At 73.0% G+C, this 15,759-nt stretch carries 15 protein-coding genes, 2 pseudogenes and 1 riboswitch; of the genes and pseudogenes, 8 read left to right on the top strand and 9 right to left on the bottom strand.

Going from position 1 to position 15,759, the window contains the following annotated elements; translation table 11 throughout:
- Nucleotides 1-23: 23 nt before the first annotated feature.
- Nucleotides 24-455, bottom strand: coding sequence for a nucleoside deaminase (locus tag DEJ32_RS04735; RefSeq protein ID WP_110890187.1), 432 nt, complete (start codon nucleotides 453-455; stop codon nucleotides 24-26).
- Nucleotides 456-561: 106 nt separating this feature from the next.
- Here DEJ32_RS04735 and upp point away from each other — a divergent pair, with 106 nt between their 5' ends.
- The 6 genes from upp to DEJ32_RS04705 all read left to right on the top strand — a co-directional run bounded on the left by upp (nucleotide 562) and on the right by DEJ32_RS04705 (nucleotide 7,013).
- Nucleotides 562-1,197, top strand: coding sequence for a uracil phosphoribosyltransferase (gene upp / locus DEJ32_RS04730; RefSeq protein ID WP_110890048.1), 636 nt, complete (start codon nucleotides 562-564; stop codon nucleotides 1,195-1,197).
- Between the two features lie 488 nt (nucleotides 1,198-1,685).
- Entirely contained in the window at nucleotides 1,686-2,507 is an 822-nt protein-coding gene (locus DEJ32_RS04725; protein WP_258368903.1) for a winged helix-turn-helix domain-containing protein, read from the top strand.
- A 247-nt stretch (nucleotides 2,508-2,754) separates the two neighbouring features.
- Nucleotides 2,755-3,258 (top strand): MarR family winged helix-turn-helix transcriptional regulator, encoded by a 504-nt coding sequence (locus DEJ32_RS04720; RefSeq protein WP_258368902.1) that lies wholly within the window; start codon nucleotides 2,755-2,757, stop codon nucleotides 3,256-3,258.
- Nucleotides 3,255-4,604 (top strand): deoxyribodipyrimidine photo-lyase, encoded by a 1,350-nt coding sequence (locus DEJ32_RS04715; RefSeq protein WP_110900481.1) that lies wholly within the window; start codon nucleotides 3,255-3,257, stop codon nucleotides 4,602-4,604. The genes DEJ32_RS04720 and DEJ32_RS04715 overlap by 4 nt, the downstream gene beginning before the upstream one ends.
- Complete coding sequence (locus DEJ32_RS04710) at nucleotides 4,601-6,241, top strand: serine hydrolase (RefSeq protein ID WP_110900480.1); 1,641 nt, start codon at nucleotides 4,601-4,603, stop codon at nucleotides 6,239-6,241. Before DEJ32_RS04715 ends, DEJ32_RS04710 begins: the two co-directional genes overlap by 4 nt.
- Nucleotides 6,242-6,368: 127 nt before the next feature.
- Nucleotides 6,369-7,013, top strand: a complete 645-nt coding sequence (locus tag DEJ32_RS04705) for a TetR/AcrR family transcriptional regulator (RefSeq protein ID WP_110900479.1) — start codon at nucleotides 6,369-6,371, stop codon at nucleotides 7,011-7,013.
- 147 nt (nucleotides 7,014-7,160) lie between these two features.
- On the opposite strand, the gene DEJ32_RS04700 is transcribed toward DEJ32_RS04705, so the two are convergent.
- From DEJ32_RS04700 to DEJ32_RS04685, 4 genes are all read right to left on the bottom strand, one after another.
- Nucleotides 7,161-7,775, bottom strand: a complete 615-nt coding sequence (locus DEJ32_RS04700; protein ID WP_110890052.1) for a superoxide dismutase — start codon at nucleotides 7,773-7,775, stop codon at nucleotides 7,161-7,163.
- Nucleotides 7,776-7,820: 45 nt separating this feature from the next.
- The gene (locus DEJ32_RS04695; protein ID WP_258368901.1) at nucleotides 7,821-8,354 is read right to left on the bottom strand and encodes a flavin reductase family protein; all 534 of its coding nucleotides are present in this window, start codon (nucleotides 8,352-8,354) and stop codon (nucleotides 7,821-7,823) included.
- A 225-nt stretch (nucleotides 8,355-8,579) separates the two neighbouring features.
- Nucleotides 8,580-10,103, bottom strand: coding sequence for an MFS transporter (locus DEJ32_RS04690; RefSeq protein WP_110900620.1), 1,524 nt, complete (start codon nucleotides 10,101-10,103; stop codon nucleotides 8,580-8,582).
- Nucleotides 10,104-10,327: 224 nt separating this feature from the next.
- On the bottom strand, nucleotides 10,328-11,437 hold the full coding sequence (locus tag DEJ32_RS04685) for a Gfo/Idh/MocA family protein (protein ID WP_110900478.1): 1,110 nt from the start codon (nucleotides 11,435-11,437) through the stop codon (nucleotides 10,328-10,330).
- A gap of 123 nt (nucleotides 11,438-11,560) precedes the next feature.
- Between DEJ32_RS04685 and DEJ32_RS04680 the strand changes: the two genes are divergently transcribed.
- Nucleotides 11,561-12,109 carry a TetR/AcrR family transcriptional regulator gene (locus DEJ32_RS04680; RefSeq protein WP_110824668.1) on the top strand — a complete coding sequence of 183 codons (549 nt, stop codon included), beginning with the start codon at nucleotides 11,561-11,563 and terminating at the stop codon, nucleotides 12,107-12,109.
- Between the two features lie 66 nt (nucleotides 12,110-12,175).
- Nucleotides 12,176-12,346 carry a hypothetical protein gene (locus DEJ32_RS16150; RefSeq protein ID WP_181419557.1) on the top strand — a complete coding sequence of 57 codons (171 nt, stop codon included), beginning with the start codon at nucleotides 12,176-12,178 and terminating at the stop codon, nucleotides 12,344-12,346.
- A gap of 107 nt (nucleotides 12,347-12,453) precedes the next feature.
- Here the strand turns inward: DEJ32_RS16150 and ribH are convergent, their stop codons facing one another.
- The 4 genes and pseudogenes from ribH to DEJ32_RS04660 form a co-directional block, all read right to left on the bottom strand.
- Nucleotides 12,454-12,933 carry a 6,7-dimethyl-8-ribityllumazine synthase gene (gene ribH, locus DEJ32_RS04675; RefSeq protein ID WP_110824669.1) on the bottom strand — a complete coding sequence of 160 codons (480 nt, stop codon included), beginning with the start codon at nucleotides 12,931-12,933 and terminating at the stop codon, nucleotides 12,454-12,456.
- Between the two features lie 20 nt (nucleotides 12,934-12,953).
- Nucleotides 12,954-13,661, bottom strand: a pseudogene (gene ribB, locus DEJ32_RS04670) (3,4-dihydroxy-2-butanone-4-phosphate synthase); the annotation flags it as partial.
- Entirely contained in the window at nucleotides 13,658-14,317 is a 660-nt protein-coding gene (locus tag DEJ32_RS04665; RefSeq protein ID WP_110900476.1) for a riboflavin synthase, read from the bottom strand. The gene DEJ32_RS04665 and the pseudogene ribB, both read right to left, overlap by 4 nt.
- A gap of 87 nt (nucleotides 14,318-14,404) precedes the next feature.
- A riboswitch (FMN riboswitch) is annotated at nucleotides 14,405-14,538 on the bottom strand.
- A 300-nt stretch (nucleotides 14,539-14,838) separates the two neighbouring features.
- Nucleotides 14,839-15,759, bottom strand: a pseudogene (locus DEJ32_RS04660) (hypothetical protein); the annotation flags it as partial.

Here is a 15,759-nt window from a genome sequence, read left to right as displayed (position 1 = left end):
GTCCCGGCGGCCGCCCGGCCTCGTCAGCGGCGCCCGGCGAAGAAGGCGTCGAGGAGCGCCGCGCAGTCCTGCTCGAGCACCCCGGCGACGACCTCGGCGCGGTGTGGGAGCCGACGATCACGGGCGATGTCGTAGACGCTGCCGCTCGCGCCCGCCTTGGGGTCCCACGCTCCGAAGACGATCCGTGGCACGCGCGCGGCGAGCAGTGCCCCGGCGCACATCGGACACGGTTCGAGCGTGACGACGAGCGTGTGCGCGGTCAGGTGCCAGTCCCCCGTGACCGCGGCGGCCGCGCGCAACGCCAGGACCTCGGCGTGCGCGGTCGGGTCCTGACGGGCCTCCCGTTCGTTGCGACCCACGGCGACGACGTCCCCCGCGGCGTCGAGCACGACGGCACCGACCGGGACGTCGCCGGTGGCCAGGCACGCCCGCGCCTCGGCCAGCGCCAGCTCCATGGCGGGGACGAACGGTCGTCCGGCCGGGTGCTCCACACGTCCTCCACCCCGACGCCGACGACGGCCGCGACCGCCGGTCGGGGTGCGGCGCGGTACGCTCGACCCTATGCGAGTCCATGTCGCCGACCACCCGCTCATCACCCACAAGCTCTCGGTGCTCCGCGACCGGACCACTCCCTCCCCCACGTTCCGTGCCCTGACCGAGGAGCTCGTCACGCTCCTCGCGTACGAGGCCACGCGCAACGTCCGGGTCACGGCGACGCCGATCAGCACGCCGGTCGCGCAGACCATGGGCGTGGCCATCGCGAAGCCCCGTCCGCTCGTCGTGCCGATCCTCCGCGCCGGACTCGGCATGCTCGAAGGCATGGTCAAGCTCGTCCCCACGGCCGAGGTCGGCTTCCTCGGCATGGCCCGCGACGAGGAGACCTTCGAGCCGCAGACCTACGCCGAGCGGCTGCCGGACGACCTGTCGAACCGCCAGTGCTTCGTGCTCGACCCGATGCTCGCGACCGGTGGGACCCTCGCCGCGGCGATCGAGTTCCTCTTCGACCGCGGTGCGGTCGACGTCACGTGCGTCTGCATCCTCGGCGCGCCCGAGGGCCTCGCCGCCCTCGAGAAGGCGGTCGGCGACCGTGACGTCACGATCGTCCTCGGCGCGCTCGACGAGCGCCTCGACGAGAACGGGTACATCGTCCCGGGCCTCGGCGACGCGGGCGACCGCCTCTACGGTCTGGCCGACTAGCGACCGCACCACGTGACGGACGGGAGGCCCGCCATCCGACGGATGGAGGGCCTCCCGTCCGTCACGTGGCGGCACTGTCCGCGCACGTCACCGTCCGTGCGGACGGTTGACACGGCGTTGGTACACCACGGATACTCGGGCCATGACTGCAACCCCGTCCACCCGAGCCCTCCGCGAGGCCAAGGGGACCGTCGGCATGATGATGCCGACCACGGCGGTCATGCGTTGTCGAATGTGTGCCTGATCGGTACCCGTTCCAGCCGGATCCTCCGCGACACCACCCCCGTCGCGCGAGCGTGATCCCGCGGTGACGACCCCGTCGACGACGCGCACCACCGTCACGAGGTCGGACCCCGTTCCCCCGGATGAGCCCCGGTCCCGCGCAGGGACCGCTGGGCAGATCGGTGTACCGCCGACCCGGGCCGACGCATTCGACACCGGCCGATGCTCCACCACTCCGCTCGGCCGCACCACCCGGAGACCGCACCATGTCGCTCACCATCGCCCAGCCCCGCACCGCCCACACCGACGCCGCCCGTGACCGGAGCGTCGCCGGGCTCCGGACGACCGCGTCCGCACCCACCGACCTCGGCAGCGTGACGCCGATCGGAACACGTCGCACTCCGGTCGCCCAGCCCGTGCGGCCAGCCGCCGACCGGACGGCCGTCCCGACCAGCCCCGTCGTCGCCCCGCAGCGCAACCGCGCACTGCCGGAGGGCACGGAGGCCCGCGGGTTCGCGCTGTACGTCGGACTCGACGAGGCCGCGGCAGCTGCAGCCGGTACGACCCTGGCTGCCGTCGTCGAGCAGCTCAAGGCGCTCACCGCTCAGCTCGTGCCGTCGGCGGAGACCTACGCCGCCGTCGCCGTCGCCGCGGAGGGGTCCGGCGGACGGGACGTCGACGTGGTCCGGCTGGCGCTGCAGGACCGGTCGGCGGTGGCCGCGCGCAAGCAGACCGAGAAGCCGGAACCGGAGGAGACCGGTGTCGTCATCGACATCTCGCGCAAGCGGGTCGTCCTCGACGGCGAGACCGCGCCGCTGACCTTCAAGGAGTTCGAGCTGCTGCAGTTCCTCGTCCTCCGCGAGGGGCGCACGGTCGACCGTTCGGCGATCATCGAGGGCCTCTGGTCCGCCGGCGACGACGAGACGCCGAACGAGCGCACCATCGACGTCCACGTCCGCCGTCTGCGGGCGAAGCTCGGCGCCTTCGAGGAGATCGTGCGGACGGTCCGCGGTGTCGGGTACCGCTTCGACCGGCACGCCGACGTCTCCGTGCGCTACGCCTCCACGCCGTCGCCCGACCTCTTCTGAACCGACGCTCGACGAGCGCTCGGGCAACTCGCAGGAACAGGCGGCGTGGCCGCCTTCCCTGGCGTTACCGCTTCGTTATACAGTCGGACGTGCAGTCGGTGTTTGCTGTGGCACCGGCTGTGGAATGTGATTGCAGGAATCTCCCGGTGCAAGGGAGCGGGCCGGTCGTCCACTCGGGCGGCCGGCCCGCGTTCCTCGTCGGTACCCCTCGGTAGGGTGGGGGTCCATCGACCGGAGGGACACAACCGTGAGCGATCACCGCAGCGAGAAGGCCACCGCGGTCGCGGCGTGGGAGTCACTGTTCCGCGCGCAGGTCACCGTGATGCGGAACCTCAACACCGAGTTCCCCTCGGCCGAGATCTCCTTCAACGAGTACGACGTCTGCTTCAACCTGTCGACCCAACCCGGCCGCCGCTGCCGGATGCGCGACCTGACGGGCCACCTGCTCCTGACGCAGCCGAGCGTCAGCCGCCTGGTCGACCGCCTCGCGTCCAAGGGGATCGTCGAGAAGCAGCCCGACCCGACCGACGCGCGGGGGGTGATCGTCGCCCTCACCGCGCACGGCTACGACGTGTACCGCACGGTCGCCGTGCAGCACGCGGCCACCATCGCGGCGCAGGTCGGCGCCGGGCTCGACGACGCCGAGCTGCGGACGCTCACCGAGCTCTGCACGAAGCTCCGCGTCGCCGCCGCCGCCACACCCGCGACGCGCAGGTCGGTCGCGACCGTGCCGGATCGGGCGTCGGCATGAGCGGCTCGGTCGTCTGGCTGCGCGACGACCTCCGGATCGCGGACAACCCGGCGCTCCGCTCGGCGGTGGACCGCGGGGGCCCGGTCACGGTCGTCTACGTGCTCGACGAACAGAGCGAGGGGATCCGCCCGCACGGCGCCGCGGCCCGGTGGTGGCTCCACCAGTCCCTGGCCGCACTCGACACCGACCTCCGCGCGCACGGCACCGCGCTCGTGCTCCGGCGGGGTGCCGCGGCCGACGTGATCGCGGACCTCGTCGCGGAGTCCGGCGCGGACGCCGTGTTCTGGAACCGTCGCTACGGCCGCGTCGAACGGGAGATCGACGCGGGCATCAAGGCCGGCCTCGTCGCCGGCGGCGTCGAGGCGCACAGCTCCGCCGGCACCCTGCTCTGGGAACCGTGGACGATCCTGACCGGGAAGGGCGAACCGTTCAAGGTGTTCACGCCGTTCTGGCGCGCCGCGCAGGCGATGCCGGAGCCGCGGCACCCCTGGCCCGAGCCGGAGACGATCGCCCCGCCTGCGGACGTCGCCTCGGACACGCTCGAGGACTGGGCACTCCTGCCGACCGCGCCGGACTGGGCGGGTGGCATGCGCGATGCCTGGACGCCCGGCGAGCACGGCGCGTGGGACCGGATGGAACGGTTCATCGACGAGGCACTCGCGGACTACGACCAGCGGGACGAGCCCGCGCAGGCAGCGACCAGCAGTCTCTCGCCGCACCTGCGCTGGGGCGAGATCAGCCCGTACCAGGTCTGGCACCGCCTGCACGAGACGCTCGAACCCGACCAGCGCCGCGCGGCACCGGCCTTCCTCCGGCAGCTCGCCTGGCGGGAGTTCAACTGGAACGAGTACTTCCACTGCGACGACATCGCCCGGACGAACGTGCGGCGGGAGTTCGACGCGTTCCCGTGGCGGGAGGCCTCGGACGCCGAACTCGACCGATGGCGACACGGCACGACCGGCTTCGACCTGGTCGACGCAGGGATGCGTGAGCTCTGGCACACCGGCGCGATGCACAACCGGGTGCGCCTGGCCACGGCGAGCTTCCTCGTCAAGAACATGCTCGTGGACTGGCGCATCGGCGAGCAGTGGTTCTGGGACACCCTGGTGGACGCCGACGCGGCGAACAACGCGGCGAACTGGCAGTGGGTGGCGGGCTCGGGCTTCGACGCCGCGCCGTACTTCCGGGTGTTCAACCCCGACCGTCAGCTCGAACGGTTCGACCCGCACCGCGAGTACGTCCGCCGGTGGGTGCCCGCGGACGAGGACCGACCGGAGCCGATGCTCGACCTCAAGACGAGTCGGCAGCGGGCACTCGACGCCTACGCCGAGATGCGCCGCGCATGAGCCGGCCGAGCGCAGACGTGCTCGGCACCGTCGACGAACTGCACCGGCAGCGCGTCCTGGACGGCATCGCTCCGAGCAGCGTCTGGGGCGTGTTCGACCGGGACGGGCTCGTCGCCTCGGGCGGACACGGGGACCGCGGGGACGGCCGGGCACCCGATGCCGACACCGTCTACCGCATCGCGTCGTGCACGAAGAGCGTCACCGCCGCGACCCTGCTCGGCCTCGTCGCGGACGGCCTGGTGTCCCTCGACACCCCGGTCACGGAGTTCGTCCCCGCGTTCGCCGCGGTCCGGCTGCCCACCGCGGACTCCCCCGTCCCGACCCTCCGGATGCTCCTCACGATGTCCGCGGGCTTCCCGACGGACGACCCGTGGGCGGACCGACAGGAGGCGCTCCGGGACCAGGACCTGGACGACGTCCTCCGCAGCGGTCTGCTGTTCGACTCCGTGCCGGGGACCGGGTTCGCCTACTCGAACCTCGGCTACGCACTCCTCGGTCGGGCGGTGTCGGTCGTCGCCGGGGCGCCCTTCCCGACCGTGGCGACGGAACGTGTGCTCCGCCCGCTCGGGCTCGACGACACCGTGTTCGCCGCGGCCGACGCCCGTGGTCTCGTGGTCACCGGCCACCGCCGTGTCGGCGACGACTGGGAGGCGCTGACGACGACCGGCCCGGGCGCGTTCTCGCCGATCGGCGGCCTGTTCTCGACCGTGCGGGACCTGGCCCGGTGGGGTCGGTGGCTCGCTGCGGCGTTCGACGGGACCGCCGCACCGTTCGCAGAGGGGGGCAGTGCCGGATCCGACGCCGGACCCCTCACCACGGCGGAGCGTCGCGCGATGCAGCAGGCGATGCGGGTCCTCCCGCCCGGGACCCTGCCCGGGTCGACCCGGACCGCCGGTTACGGCTTCGGCCTGTTCGTGGAGCACGACCCGGCGGTCGGCCCGATCGTGTCGCACTCCGGCGGCTACCCGGGGTTCTCCGCCCACATGCGCTGGTCGGTCACGACCGGACTCGGCGTGGTCGCGTTCGAGAACGCCACGCAGGCGAAGGTCTCCGCGGCCGCGACGCGGGCACTCGACCTGCTCCTCGCGGACGCCGTCCCGGGTGTCGCGGTCCCGCACGCGGTCCCCGCCGCGACCGGCATGCCCGTGACCCGGTCGCGGGACGACGAACGAGGCCCCGGCAGCGAACCGGTCCTGCCGTCGACGCGTGCTGCGCAACGGTCCGTGACGCGTCTGCTGGCGGACTGGTCCGATGCGGAGGCCGGCGCGGTCTGCGCCGAGAACGTCCCGCTCGACGTCCCGTGGCACCGGCGACGAACAGCGATCGACCGCGCCGTGGCGGAGGTCGCCGCCGACCTGTCCGCACCGCCCGTGGCCGAACGGTCCGCGACGCCGACGCACCTGCGTTGGTGGGTGCCGGGCGCCCGCGGGCGGCTCCGCGTGGAGATCCGACTCGCCCCGCTCGCGTCCGGCCTCGTGCAGACCCTCGTCGTGCGGGCGGAACTGGACGAGGTGGTGCCCGCGGAGGCCGCGGCAGTACCCGCGCACACGGCGGCAGCACCGACCGACCCAGCGGCAGCACCGACCGACCCGGCGGCAGCGCCGACCGAGCCGGTGGCACCAGACCCGACGGCCTGATCCCGTCGTCTCGGAGCCCCCCCTCCCGCAACCGGTTCGAACGCGGCCGCGGACGTGTCCGGTAACATGCTGCATGTCCGCTCGGCCTCGTGGCGGTCGTCCGCCTGTTCCTCGCTCGGGAGAGACCATGCCTCGTCAACCGGACCCGTCCCTGAAGCCGGCGATCGTCGCCAAGGTCACGGACCACCTGCACGGCACCTGTCTGCAGGACGTGTCTGTGCGGAGCCTCGGTCGCGTCCTCGGGACGAGCGCGTACCCGATCGTGTACCACTTCGGGTCGCGTGACGGCCTCATCGACGCCGTGGTGGAGCACCTCAGTCGGCACGTGTCCGGCATCGGCCTCGACCCCGACGCCGACGAGCAGGTGCTGACGGAGTACCTGCTCGCGGTCTTCGGCGGCCTCGAGGACCCGGACCGCTTCCTCGCAGCCCGGCTGACGTTCGAACTCGGCGCCGTGGAGGCACTGACCGGGCACGACCGGCACCGGTGCCAGCACCGGGCACACGTCGAGACCATCGCGTCATGGTGCCGGGCGCACGGAGCGGACGGCTGTACGGCGCTCCGGGCCGCGAGCGCGGCGGTCCTCGCCTGTCGCGGGGCCCAGTGGGGTGCCGTCCTCGACGGCGACGTCACCGCCGTCGAGGTCACCCTCCGGGAGGTCGCGCGCCGGTTGGCAGCGGAGATCGGCGCCCTCGACCCGTGCACCCGTCCCGGCGAGGCCGATCACGTCGGCGAGACCGTGGCGTCCCGGGTCGGCACAGTCCGCTCCTGAATCCGGGTGCAGGGACGGGGACGACGGACGGGAGGCCCGGTACCAGCTGGTACCGGGCCTCCCGTCCGTCGTGGGGTCGCGTTCCGCGACCCGCACCGTCACGTGAGCACGTGGTCCACGAGGTCCCGGTGCTCAGCGTGGTGGTGCTCAGAGCGTGACGAAGCTCTGCGACTTGGCGTTCTCGAAGCGGGCGGCGACGTTCTCCCAGTCGACGATGTTCCACACGGCCTTGACGTAGTCCGCCTTGACGTTGAGGTAGTCGAGGTAGAAGGCGTGCTCCCACATGTCGAGCATGAAGATCGGCACGAGCCCGAACGGGATGTTGCCCTGCTGGTCGAACAGCTGGAAGGTCGTCAGCTTCTGGCCGACGACGTCCCAGGCCAGGACGGACCAGCCGGAGCCCTGGATGCCGTTGGCGACCGCGGCGAACTGCGCCTGGAACTTCTCGAACGAGCCGAAGAACTCGTCGATCGCGGCGGCGAGCTCGCCCTCCGGGACCTTCGTGTCCGGGCCGAGGTTGGTCCAGAAGATCGAGTGGTTGACGTGGCCACCGAGGTGGAACGCGAGGTCCTTCTCGAGCTTGTTGACGTTCGCGAAGTTGCCGGACTCGCGGGCCTCGCCGAGCTGCTGCAGCGCGGTGTTGGCACCGGTCACGTAGGCCTGGTGGTGCTTGTCGTGGTGCAGCTGCATGATCTTGCCGCTGATGTGCGGCTCGAGGGCGGCGTAGTCGTAGGGGAGCTCGGGCAGGGTGTACTCAGCCATGTGCGGTCCTTTCGATCGGTGATGTGCGGTGCGGGGTTCCGCGGCTCACGAGAGCCGGGAACGATCGGTCAGGGAGTGGAATTCCCGGTTGTGGTAGACCAGCGGCTCGCCGCGGTCGAGGCCGACGACGATGTCGAGCACCTCGGCGACGACGACGGTCGAACCGCCGATCGGGGTCGTCGACATCGGACGGCAGCGCAGGGCACTGGCGGCGTCGGGCAGGTAGCGGTCGCCGCTCGGGAGCGCGCCCCAGATCGGGTCGTCCGCGGCGGGGCTGCCGGTCGACGCGAAGCGCTTGGCCAGCGCGACGCCGCGGGCGTCCATCAGGTGCACCACGAAGACCGGGGCACCGAGGACGACGCCGGCGGACCCGGAGTTCGTGGAGAGCGAGAAGACCAGGACCGGCGGGTCGACCGCGACGGAGGCGACGCTCGAGGCGGTGAGACCGGTCGGACCGTCCGGGCCTTCCGCGGTGATGACCGCGACACCGGCGGGGTGTCCGCGGAAGGCCGCCTTGTACGCGGCGGCCATGTCGGCCTGGGGGACGTCTGCCTGCGGGAGGTCGGCGGCGTCGGGCATGTCAGTCGTGGTCGTTCCTCGTTCGGGGGGACGGCCACGGACGTCGCGGCCATCTCCCAACGTAGGACCTGCGGCATGGTGCGGGTCCATGATTCACAGGTTCGGCCCATCCCGGGCGTGCCGTCACGCGGCCGTGCCCGCTCGGGACCGCACCGGACGACGGCGCGGCGCGGCGCGGGCCGACGGCTCGGGCTGCCCGCTCGGGCCCGCACGAGCCGACGGGGCTCAGTGCCGCCGCAGCATCACGACCGCACCGGCGGCCGCGACGACCATGAGCGCCGCGGCGACGCCCGCCGTCGTGGTCACGCCGGAGTCGAAGGCGGCCCGCGCGGACTCGAGCAGCGCCTGCCCCGCCGGTCCACCGAGTTCGGCGGCCGCGGCGACCGCTCCGCCGAGGGTCTCCCCCGCCGCGGTGTGCGCGGTGGACGACAGCCCTTGGGGGACGACGACGTTCGCCCGGTACGCCGACGCGAGGATCGTCCCGAGGACGGCGGTCCCGAGCACGGCGCCGATCTCGTACGCGGTCTCCGAGATGGCCGATGCCGCTCCGGCCTTGTCCGCCGGGGCGGTGGAGATGATCAGGTCGTTCGTGACCGTCTCGGACGCACCGATGCCGATGCCGAGCAGCACGAAGGCGAAGGCGAGCGCGGCGATGGTCGCGTGGTGCCCGAGCCCGGCGACGAGGGCGTAGGCGACCGCGGAGAACAGCAGCGACACCGAGACGACCCAGCGCGGCGCGACCCGGGCGACGACCGGTACGACGACGAGCCCGGCGACGATGGTGAGCACCGCACCCGGCACGAGGACGAGCCCGCTCGCGAAGGGGTCCAGGCCGGCGACGAGCTGCAGGTGCTGGGCGACGAAGAACAGGAAGCCGGTGAGGGAGAACATCGCGGCCATGTTCATGAGCACGCTGCCGGTGAAGGCCGTGCTGCGGAAGAGGCGCATGTCGAGCATCGGCGTGCGGGTGCGCAGTTGCCGCCGGACGAACGCGATCCCGCAGAGCACACCGACCGCGACCATGGCGACGGCCAGACCGCGTTCCTCGGGGTGCACGAGCGACTTGATCGCCCAGACGAGCGGGCCGAGGGCGCCGAGGGAGAGCAGCATGCTCGGGACGTCGACGGGCCCGGGCTCGGGGTCGCGGGACTCCGGCACGCAGAACGGCACGGCGACGAGCATCACGACGAGGATCGGCACGGCGACCAGGAACACGCTGCCCCAGTGAAAGTGCGCGAGCAGGACGCCGCCGACGAGCGGGCCGAGGGCGTTGCCGGCGGCGAACATGGTCGACCAGACGGCGAGCGCGAGGCGCCGCTCCCCCGCGTCCGGGAAGACGTTCCGGATGATCGAGAGCGTGGCGGGCATGAGCATCGCGCCGAAGACGCCCATCGCGAGCCGGGCGGCGACGAGCATCCATGCCTCGGTCGCGAACGCGGCGGCGACGGAGAGCACCGCGAACCCGGTCGCTCCGGTCACCAGGATCCGACGGCGACCGATGCGGTCACCGATGCTGCCCATGACGACGAGCAGGCCGGCGAGGACGAGCGGGTAGGCGTCGACGATCCAGAGCTGCGTGGTCGCATCGGGGTGCAGGGCGCGCGCGATGGAGGGCAGCGCGAAGCTCAGGACGGTGTTGTCGACCGAGATGAGCAGCACCGGCAGCATGAGCACCGCGAGCGCCGCGAACCGGGAGGCGCGGCTCGCGGTGATCCGGGTGGCGACGGGGCTGGTGAGCAGTGCGGACATGGCGGACTCCAGGACTTCGAGCATGTCGCGCCGCTGGTCCTCCCGGACCGGCGCAGACGAGACGGGACGCGGAAGTCGTCACGCGTCCCGTCAGGGTCCCGTTAGTGTACCGTCCGGACGGTCACGGTTGCAAATGCAACCAGCCGCCGGACGGGAGGCCCGGTGGCGAGCCGGTCCGTGCCTCCCGTCCGGCAGGCGGTCGCGCCCACGGCGTCAGCGGACCGTCAAGCCTCCCCAGCCGCGGGGGTGTCCTCCGCCGCGGGGGTGTCCTCCGCCGCCTCCGCTTCGAACGGGTACTGCAGCCCGATCGCCGCGCGCCAGCGGTCGAGCGTCCGCGCGGTGGCCAGGGTCTCGTCGGTCGTCATCTGCGGTGCGTCGACACGGCCGGCCAGCAGGGCGTCGATCGTGGCCGCGGCCTCGAGTCCGTACGGGGCCACGTCCGGGAAGGACCTTTCCGTGCCGGCGTCGTCGACGGTCTGCACGACGATGACCGGCTCCCCGCCGATGGTCCACGGATCCCGGAGGGTGATGGTGCCCCGGCTCCCGTGCACGACGACGGCGTTCGCGTCCTCGACGCGGATGCCGGTGCGGAGGCTCGCGGTGATGCCCGACGCGTACGTCGCATTCGCCGCGGTCCACTCGTCGACCCCGGTCGGACCGATCGTCCCGACGGCGGAGAGCTCCACCGGCTCGGCGGCCGCCGTCCCCGTGGCGGCCTGCACGATCGCGGCCGTCATCGTCACCGGGTAGCACCCCACGTCGAGGATGCCGCCGCCGGCGGTGGCGACGTCGAACAGGCGCCCGGAGCGTTCCTCGACCCGGAACGCGAACGCGGCGTCGACGTGGGAGACCGTACCGACCGCGCCGTCCCGCACGAGGTCGAGCAGCGCTGCCGTCTGCGGGTGGAAGCGGTACATGAACGCCTCGACGAGCGGCAGCCCGGCACGGCGGGCCGCGTCGACGAGCACCGTCGTCGTGCGGTGGTCGGGCGTGAGCGGCTTCTCGCACAGCACGGCCTTGCCGGCCCGCAGCGCCGCGAGCACCAGGTCGGCGTGCCCGGTGTGCACGGTCGCGATGTACACGGCGTCGACGCCGGGGTCGGCGAGGACCGCGTCGTAGGTGCCGGCGGACACGTCCGGGAAGCCGTGCTCCCCGGCCTCTGCCGCGAAGGCCCTGGCACGCTCGACCGAGGAACTCCCGGCGGCGACGAGCACCCCGCCGCTCGCGGAGAGCTGGGACAGGAAACGTCGGGCGATGCTGCCGGGACCGAGGACGGCCCATCGGGGGTCCGCGGGCGGGGTCGGGCTCGGGGTGGTCGCGGTCTGCGCTGACATGCGGCTCCTGTTCGTGGTGGACCTCGACGGTCTCGGTGAGGCTATCCGCCCCCGACCGGCACGGCCACGGCGTGTGTCCGTCTCCGGGCGCCGCGGAGCGCCGGGTGTCCCTAGACTCAGCGCATGGCCAGTGCTCGCGACCGCGTCCTCGACAGCTTCGTCGCCATCGTGTGCGAAGAGGGTGAACGTCCCGCGACGCTCGATGCCGTCGCCGCACGCGCCGGTGTCTCGAAGGGCGGACTGCTCTACCACTTCGGGTCGAAGGCCGCCCTGGTCGAGGGGCTGTGCGAGCGGCTCGCCGACCTCTCCGCACTCGACGTCGAGCGCATGCGTGCGGCCGAGGACGGACCCGCCCGCTACTTCGTCGAGAACTGCCAGTTCGTCGGCAGTGAGCTCGACCTCGCGCTGTTGGCCGCGTCCCGCCTGCAGCAGGCCGGGTACGAGGAAGCCGGCCGCACGCTCGACGAGACCGAGAACGCCTGGCTCGCGACCCTCGTGGACGCCCTCGGAGACGTGCCGACCGCGCAGGCCGTGAAGCTCCTCGGCGACGGGCTGTACCACGCCGCGTCACTCGGGGCGGCGAGTGAGGTCCGGCCCGACCGCGGCACCGTCGACATGGCTGCCCTCCTCGAGGTCGTCGACCGCCTGATCGCGACGAAACCGTCCCGGTGAACCGTCGCGCCCGGTCCTGGGGATAGACTGGGTGCGATCCACCCGCTGATTCCCGGAGGTACCACCGTGGGCCGCGTCCTCGCCGCTGTTTTCTCGATCCTGCTGCTGCTGGTGTCGATGTACCTGTTCGGGTTCGCGTTCCAGCTCGACTCCGGGCAGGGCTTCGTGTTCATCGCCGGTGTGCTCCTGATGAGCCTCTCCTTCTTCCTGCCGATCCACGTGTTCGGCAAGCGGTAGTCACCGCCCGCAGCAGAACGGCCCCGCACCGGACGGTGCGGGGCCGTTCTGCGTCGTCCGGACCGGAGTCCAGGTCCGGAGCCAGGTCCAGGCCGGGACCGGCGGCGCTACGCGGGCGTGCGCAGCCCGCGCAGCGTGACGGCCGTGGCGACCGCGGCGTGCGCGGCCTCGGCGCCCTTGTCCTCCTTGGACCCGGGCAGCCCGGCGCGGTCGATCCCCTGCTGCTCGTCGTCCAGGGTGAGCACCCCGAATCCGACGGGCTTGCCGGTGTCGATCGCGACCCGGGTCAGGCCGCTCGTCGCCGCGTCCGAGACGTACTCGAAGTGCGGGGTCCCGCCGCGGATGATCACGCCGAGGGCGACCGCCGCGTCGTAGCCGGCCTCGAGGGCGGCCTTCGCGACGACCGGCAGCTCGAAGCTCCCGGGGACGGGGAACACCTGACCGGTCGCTCCGAGCCGTTCGATCTCGCGCTGGGCACCGTCGAGCAGCCCCGCCGCGATGACGTCGTGCCACTGGCCGGCGACGATCGCGACCCGGATGCCGCTGCCGTCGACGTGCTCGCGCTCCGCCGCTCCTGCTCCGCTCATGCGTGTGTCCCTTCGGTGTGGGCGGCGTCGTCCGCCGCCCGGTCGGCCGCGTCCAGCCAGGAGGCCAGCGCGGCGATGGTGATGACGGGGACGCCCTCGCGTGCCCCGAGTCCGACGAGCTGCGGCAGACGCATCATGTCCCCGCGCTCGTCGACGATCTCGCAGATCGCCGCGGCCGGCCGCAACCCCGCGGCGGTGACCAGGTCGATGGCTGCCTCGGTGTGCCCCGCGCGCTCGCGGACGCCGCCCGGTCGCGCACGCAGCGGGACGATGTGCCCCGGGCGGTGCAGGTCGTCCCGGACGGACGCCGGGTCGGCGAGCACCCGGAGCGTCCGTGCCCGGTCGTGGGCGCTGATGCCGGTGGTGACCCCGACGGCGGCGTCCACGGTCACGGTGTAGGCGGTCCCGCGGACGTCCTCGTTGTGCTCCACCATCGGCGGCAGGTCGAGGGTGTCGGCGATCGCGGCGCTGACCGGCGCGCAGATGAAGCCGGACGAGTGCGCCACGGTCCAGGCGATCCACTCCGGGGACGCGAGCTCGGCGGCGAGGACGACGTCGCCCTCGTTCTCGCGGCGCTCGTCGTCGGCCACGATGACCGGCCGGCCTGCGGCGATCGCGGCGAGGGCGTCCTCGACGGTCGACAGTCCCGGGTTCGGCCGGGATCCGGTCGGGCGCGCGCCCGTGGTCGGCCCGGCGTTCGTGACGGGGGCGGTCTCGGCGGTCATCACCGGGCCTCCGCTCCGGCGCCGGCCACGCCTGGTGCCGCCGCGGCGGCGTCGAGGCGCAGCATGCGGCGGACGTGCCGTGCCAGGACGTCGGTCTCGATGTTGACCCGGTCGCCGGGCACCCGTGCGCCGAGGGTCGTCGCCGCGAGCGTCTCGGGGATGAGGCTGACCTCGAACCACGCGGCATCCGGGGCGGACGACTCCGGGGACACGGCGCTCACGGTGAGCGAGACGCCGTCGATCGCGACCGATCCCTTGTCGACCACGAGCGGGCTCAGCTCCGGGGTCAGCGCGAAGCGCACCCGTCGCCACCCGTCGCCGTCGTCGGTCTCGAGCACGGTCGCGGTGCCGTCGATGTGTCCCTGCACGATGTGTCCACCGAGCCGGTCCCCCACCGAGGCCGCCCGCTCCAGGTTGACGCGGTCGCCCGACCGCAACGACCCGTGCGCGCTCATGTCGAGCGTCTGCTTCATGACGAACGCCGTGAAGGTCTCCGGGGTCTGCTCGACGACGGTCAGGCACACGCCCGAGACCGAGATCGAGTCGCCGTGCCGTGCGTCGGAGACGACGAGCGGACCGCGGACGGTCAGGGCGACGGAGTCGCCGCGTTCGTCGACGGCGGTGACGGTGCCGAGTTCCTCGATGATGCCGGTGAACACTGGTGTCCTCTCAACGGGACTCCGGGTGCGCGCGACGGTCGTCGGCGGACGGGAGGCTGGGGTCGCGGAACGACCGTCACCTTCCGTCAGCGCTTCCTCCCATCCGGACTCTCACCGTCGGTCCTGGGATTGCACCAGGTCAACCCCGCACCGGGCGGACCCGGCGCGTCGCTCGTGGACTGTCACCACCGGTTCGGACTTGCACCGACCCCGGAGCGCTTGCGTGCTCCCGACGATACCCCAGGCCTCCGACCGCTGCCTCCGGCGCTGCACCGAACGTCACACAGCGTCGCGGGCGGCGGCCGGATCTGCCGTCCTCGACGTGTGTCCCGCCTCACGTGCGCCGGTCCGAGCGACCGTCCTGGAGGCGCGACCCGCTGCCACGCACCCGGGTCGCGCCTCCGGACGACGTGACCCGGCGGCACGTTCGGTCGCGATGCACCGGACGCGGTATCGGCCGGAGCGCAGGTGGGTGCGGAGCGCCGGTCACCCGGCGCTCCGCACCCGCTCTCATCGGGCCGTCAGTGGCGGCGTCGCAGGGCGAGCGTCCCGAGGCCGGCGAGCAGCAGCAGGAGCGCTGCCAGTGCCGGGAACGCCGGGTCGTCCGCGCCCGTGTAGGCGAGGGCACCGTCGGCGTCCTCCGTCGCACGGTCGGCCGTCGCTGCCGGTGCCGCCTGACCTGCGGTGACCAGCGTCGCGGTCGACCGGAGCCCGTCGGTCACGAGCACCGGGGTGGTGCCGGCGTCCACGATCGGGACGGTGTCGACGACGGGGGTGGTGCGGACGCCGGGGGTGGTGCGCACGACCGGGTCCGTGCCGGCGTCGGGCGTGCTGCCCGTGCCGCCGGGGGTGGTGCCGGTGTTCGGCGTCGAACCCGGGACGGTACCCGGCGTCGTACCCGGGTCTGTGCCGGGCGTCGTGCCCGGGTCGGTGCCGGGCGTCGTGCCCGGGTCGGTACCCGGGTCGGTGCCCGGCGTCGTGCCCGGCGTCGTGCCCGGCGCCGTCACGATCGGGGTCGTGGAGCCGCCACCGATGATGCCGATGCCGTTGTCGCCGATCGTGATCGGGACGTCCACGACCGGGATCACCTGGGTGCCGGATCCGATGCCGCCGTCACCCGAGGTCGTCCCGCCAGCCGCCGGAGCGGTACCGGTCGTCGGGGTCGAACCGGTCGTCGAGCCACCGGTGCTCGTACCGTCACCGACGACACCGATCCCGTTGCCACCGACCGTCACCGGGACCGACACCACCGGCGAGACCTGCGTGCCGGAACCGATGCCGTCCTCACCCGAGGTCGACCCACCGGCCGCCGGAGCAGTACCGGTCGTCGGGGTCGAACCGGTCGTCGAGCCACCGGTGCTCGTGCCGTCACCGACGACACCGATCCCGTTGCCACCGACCGTCACCGGAACCGACACCACCGGCGACACCTGCGTACCGGA

The sequence above is a fragment of the Curtobacterium sp. MCPF17_046 genome (assembly GCF_003224295.1).
GTDB lineage: Bacteria > Actinomycetota > Actinomycetes > Actinomycetales > Microbacteriaceae > Curtobacterium.
The sequence above is the reverse complement of the archived record's forward strand: the minus strand, read 5'-3'. Positions and strand labels throughout refer to the sequence as shown.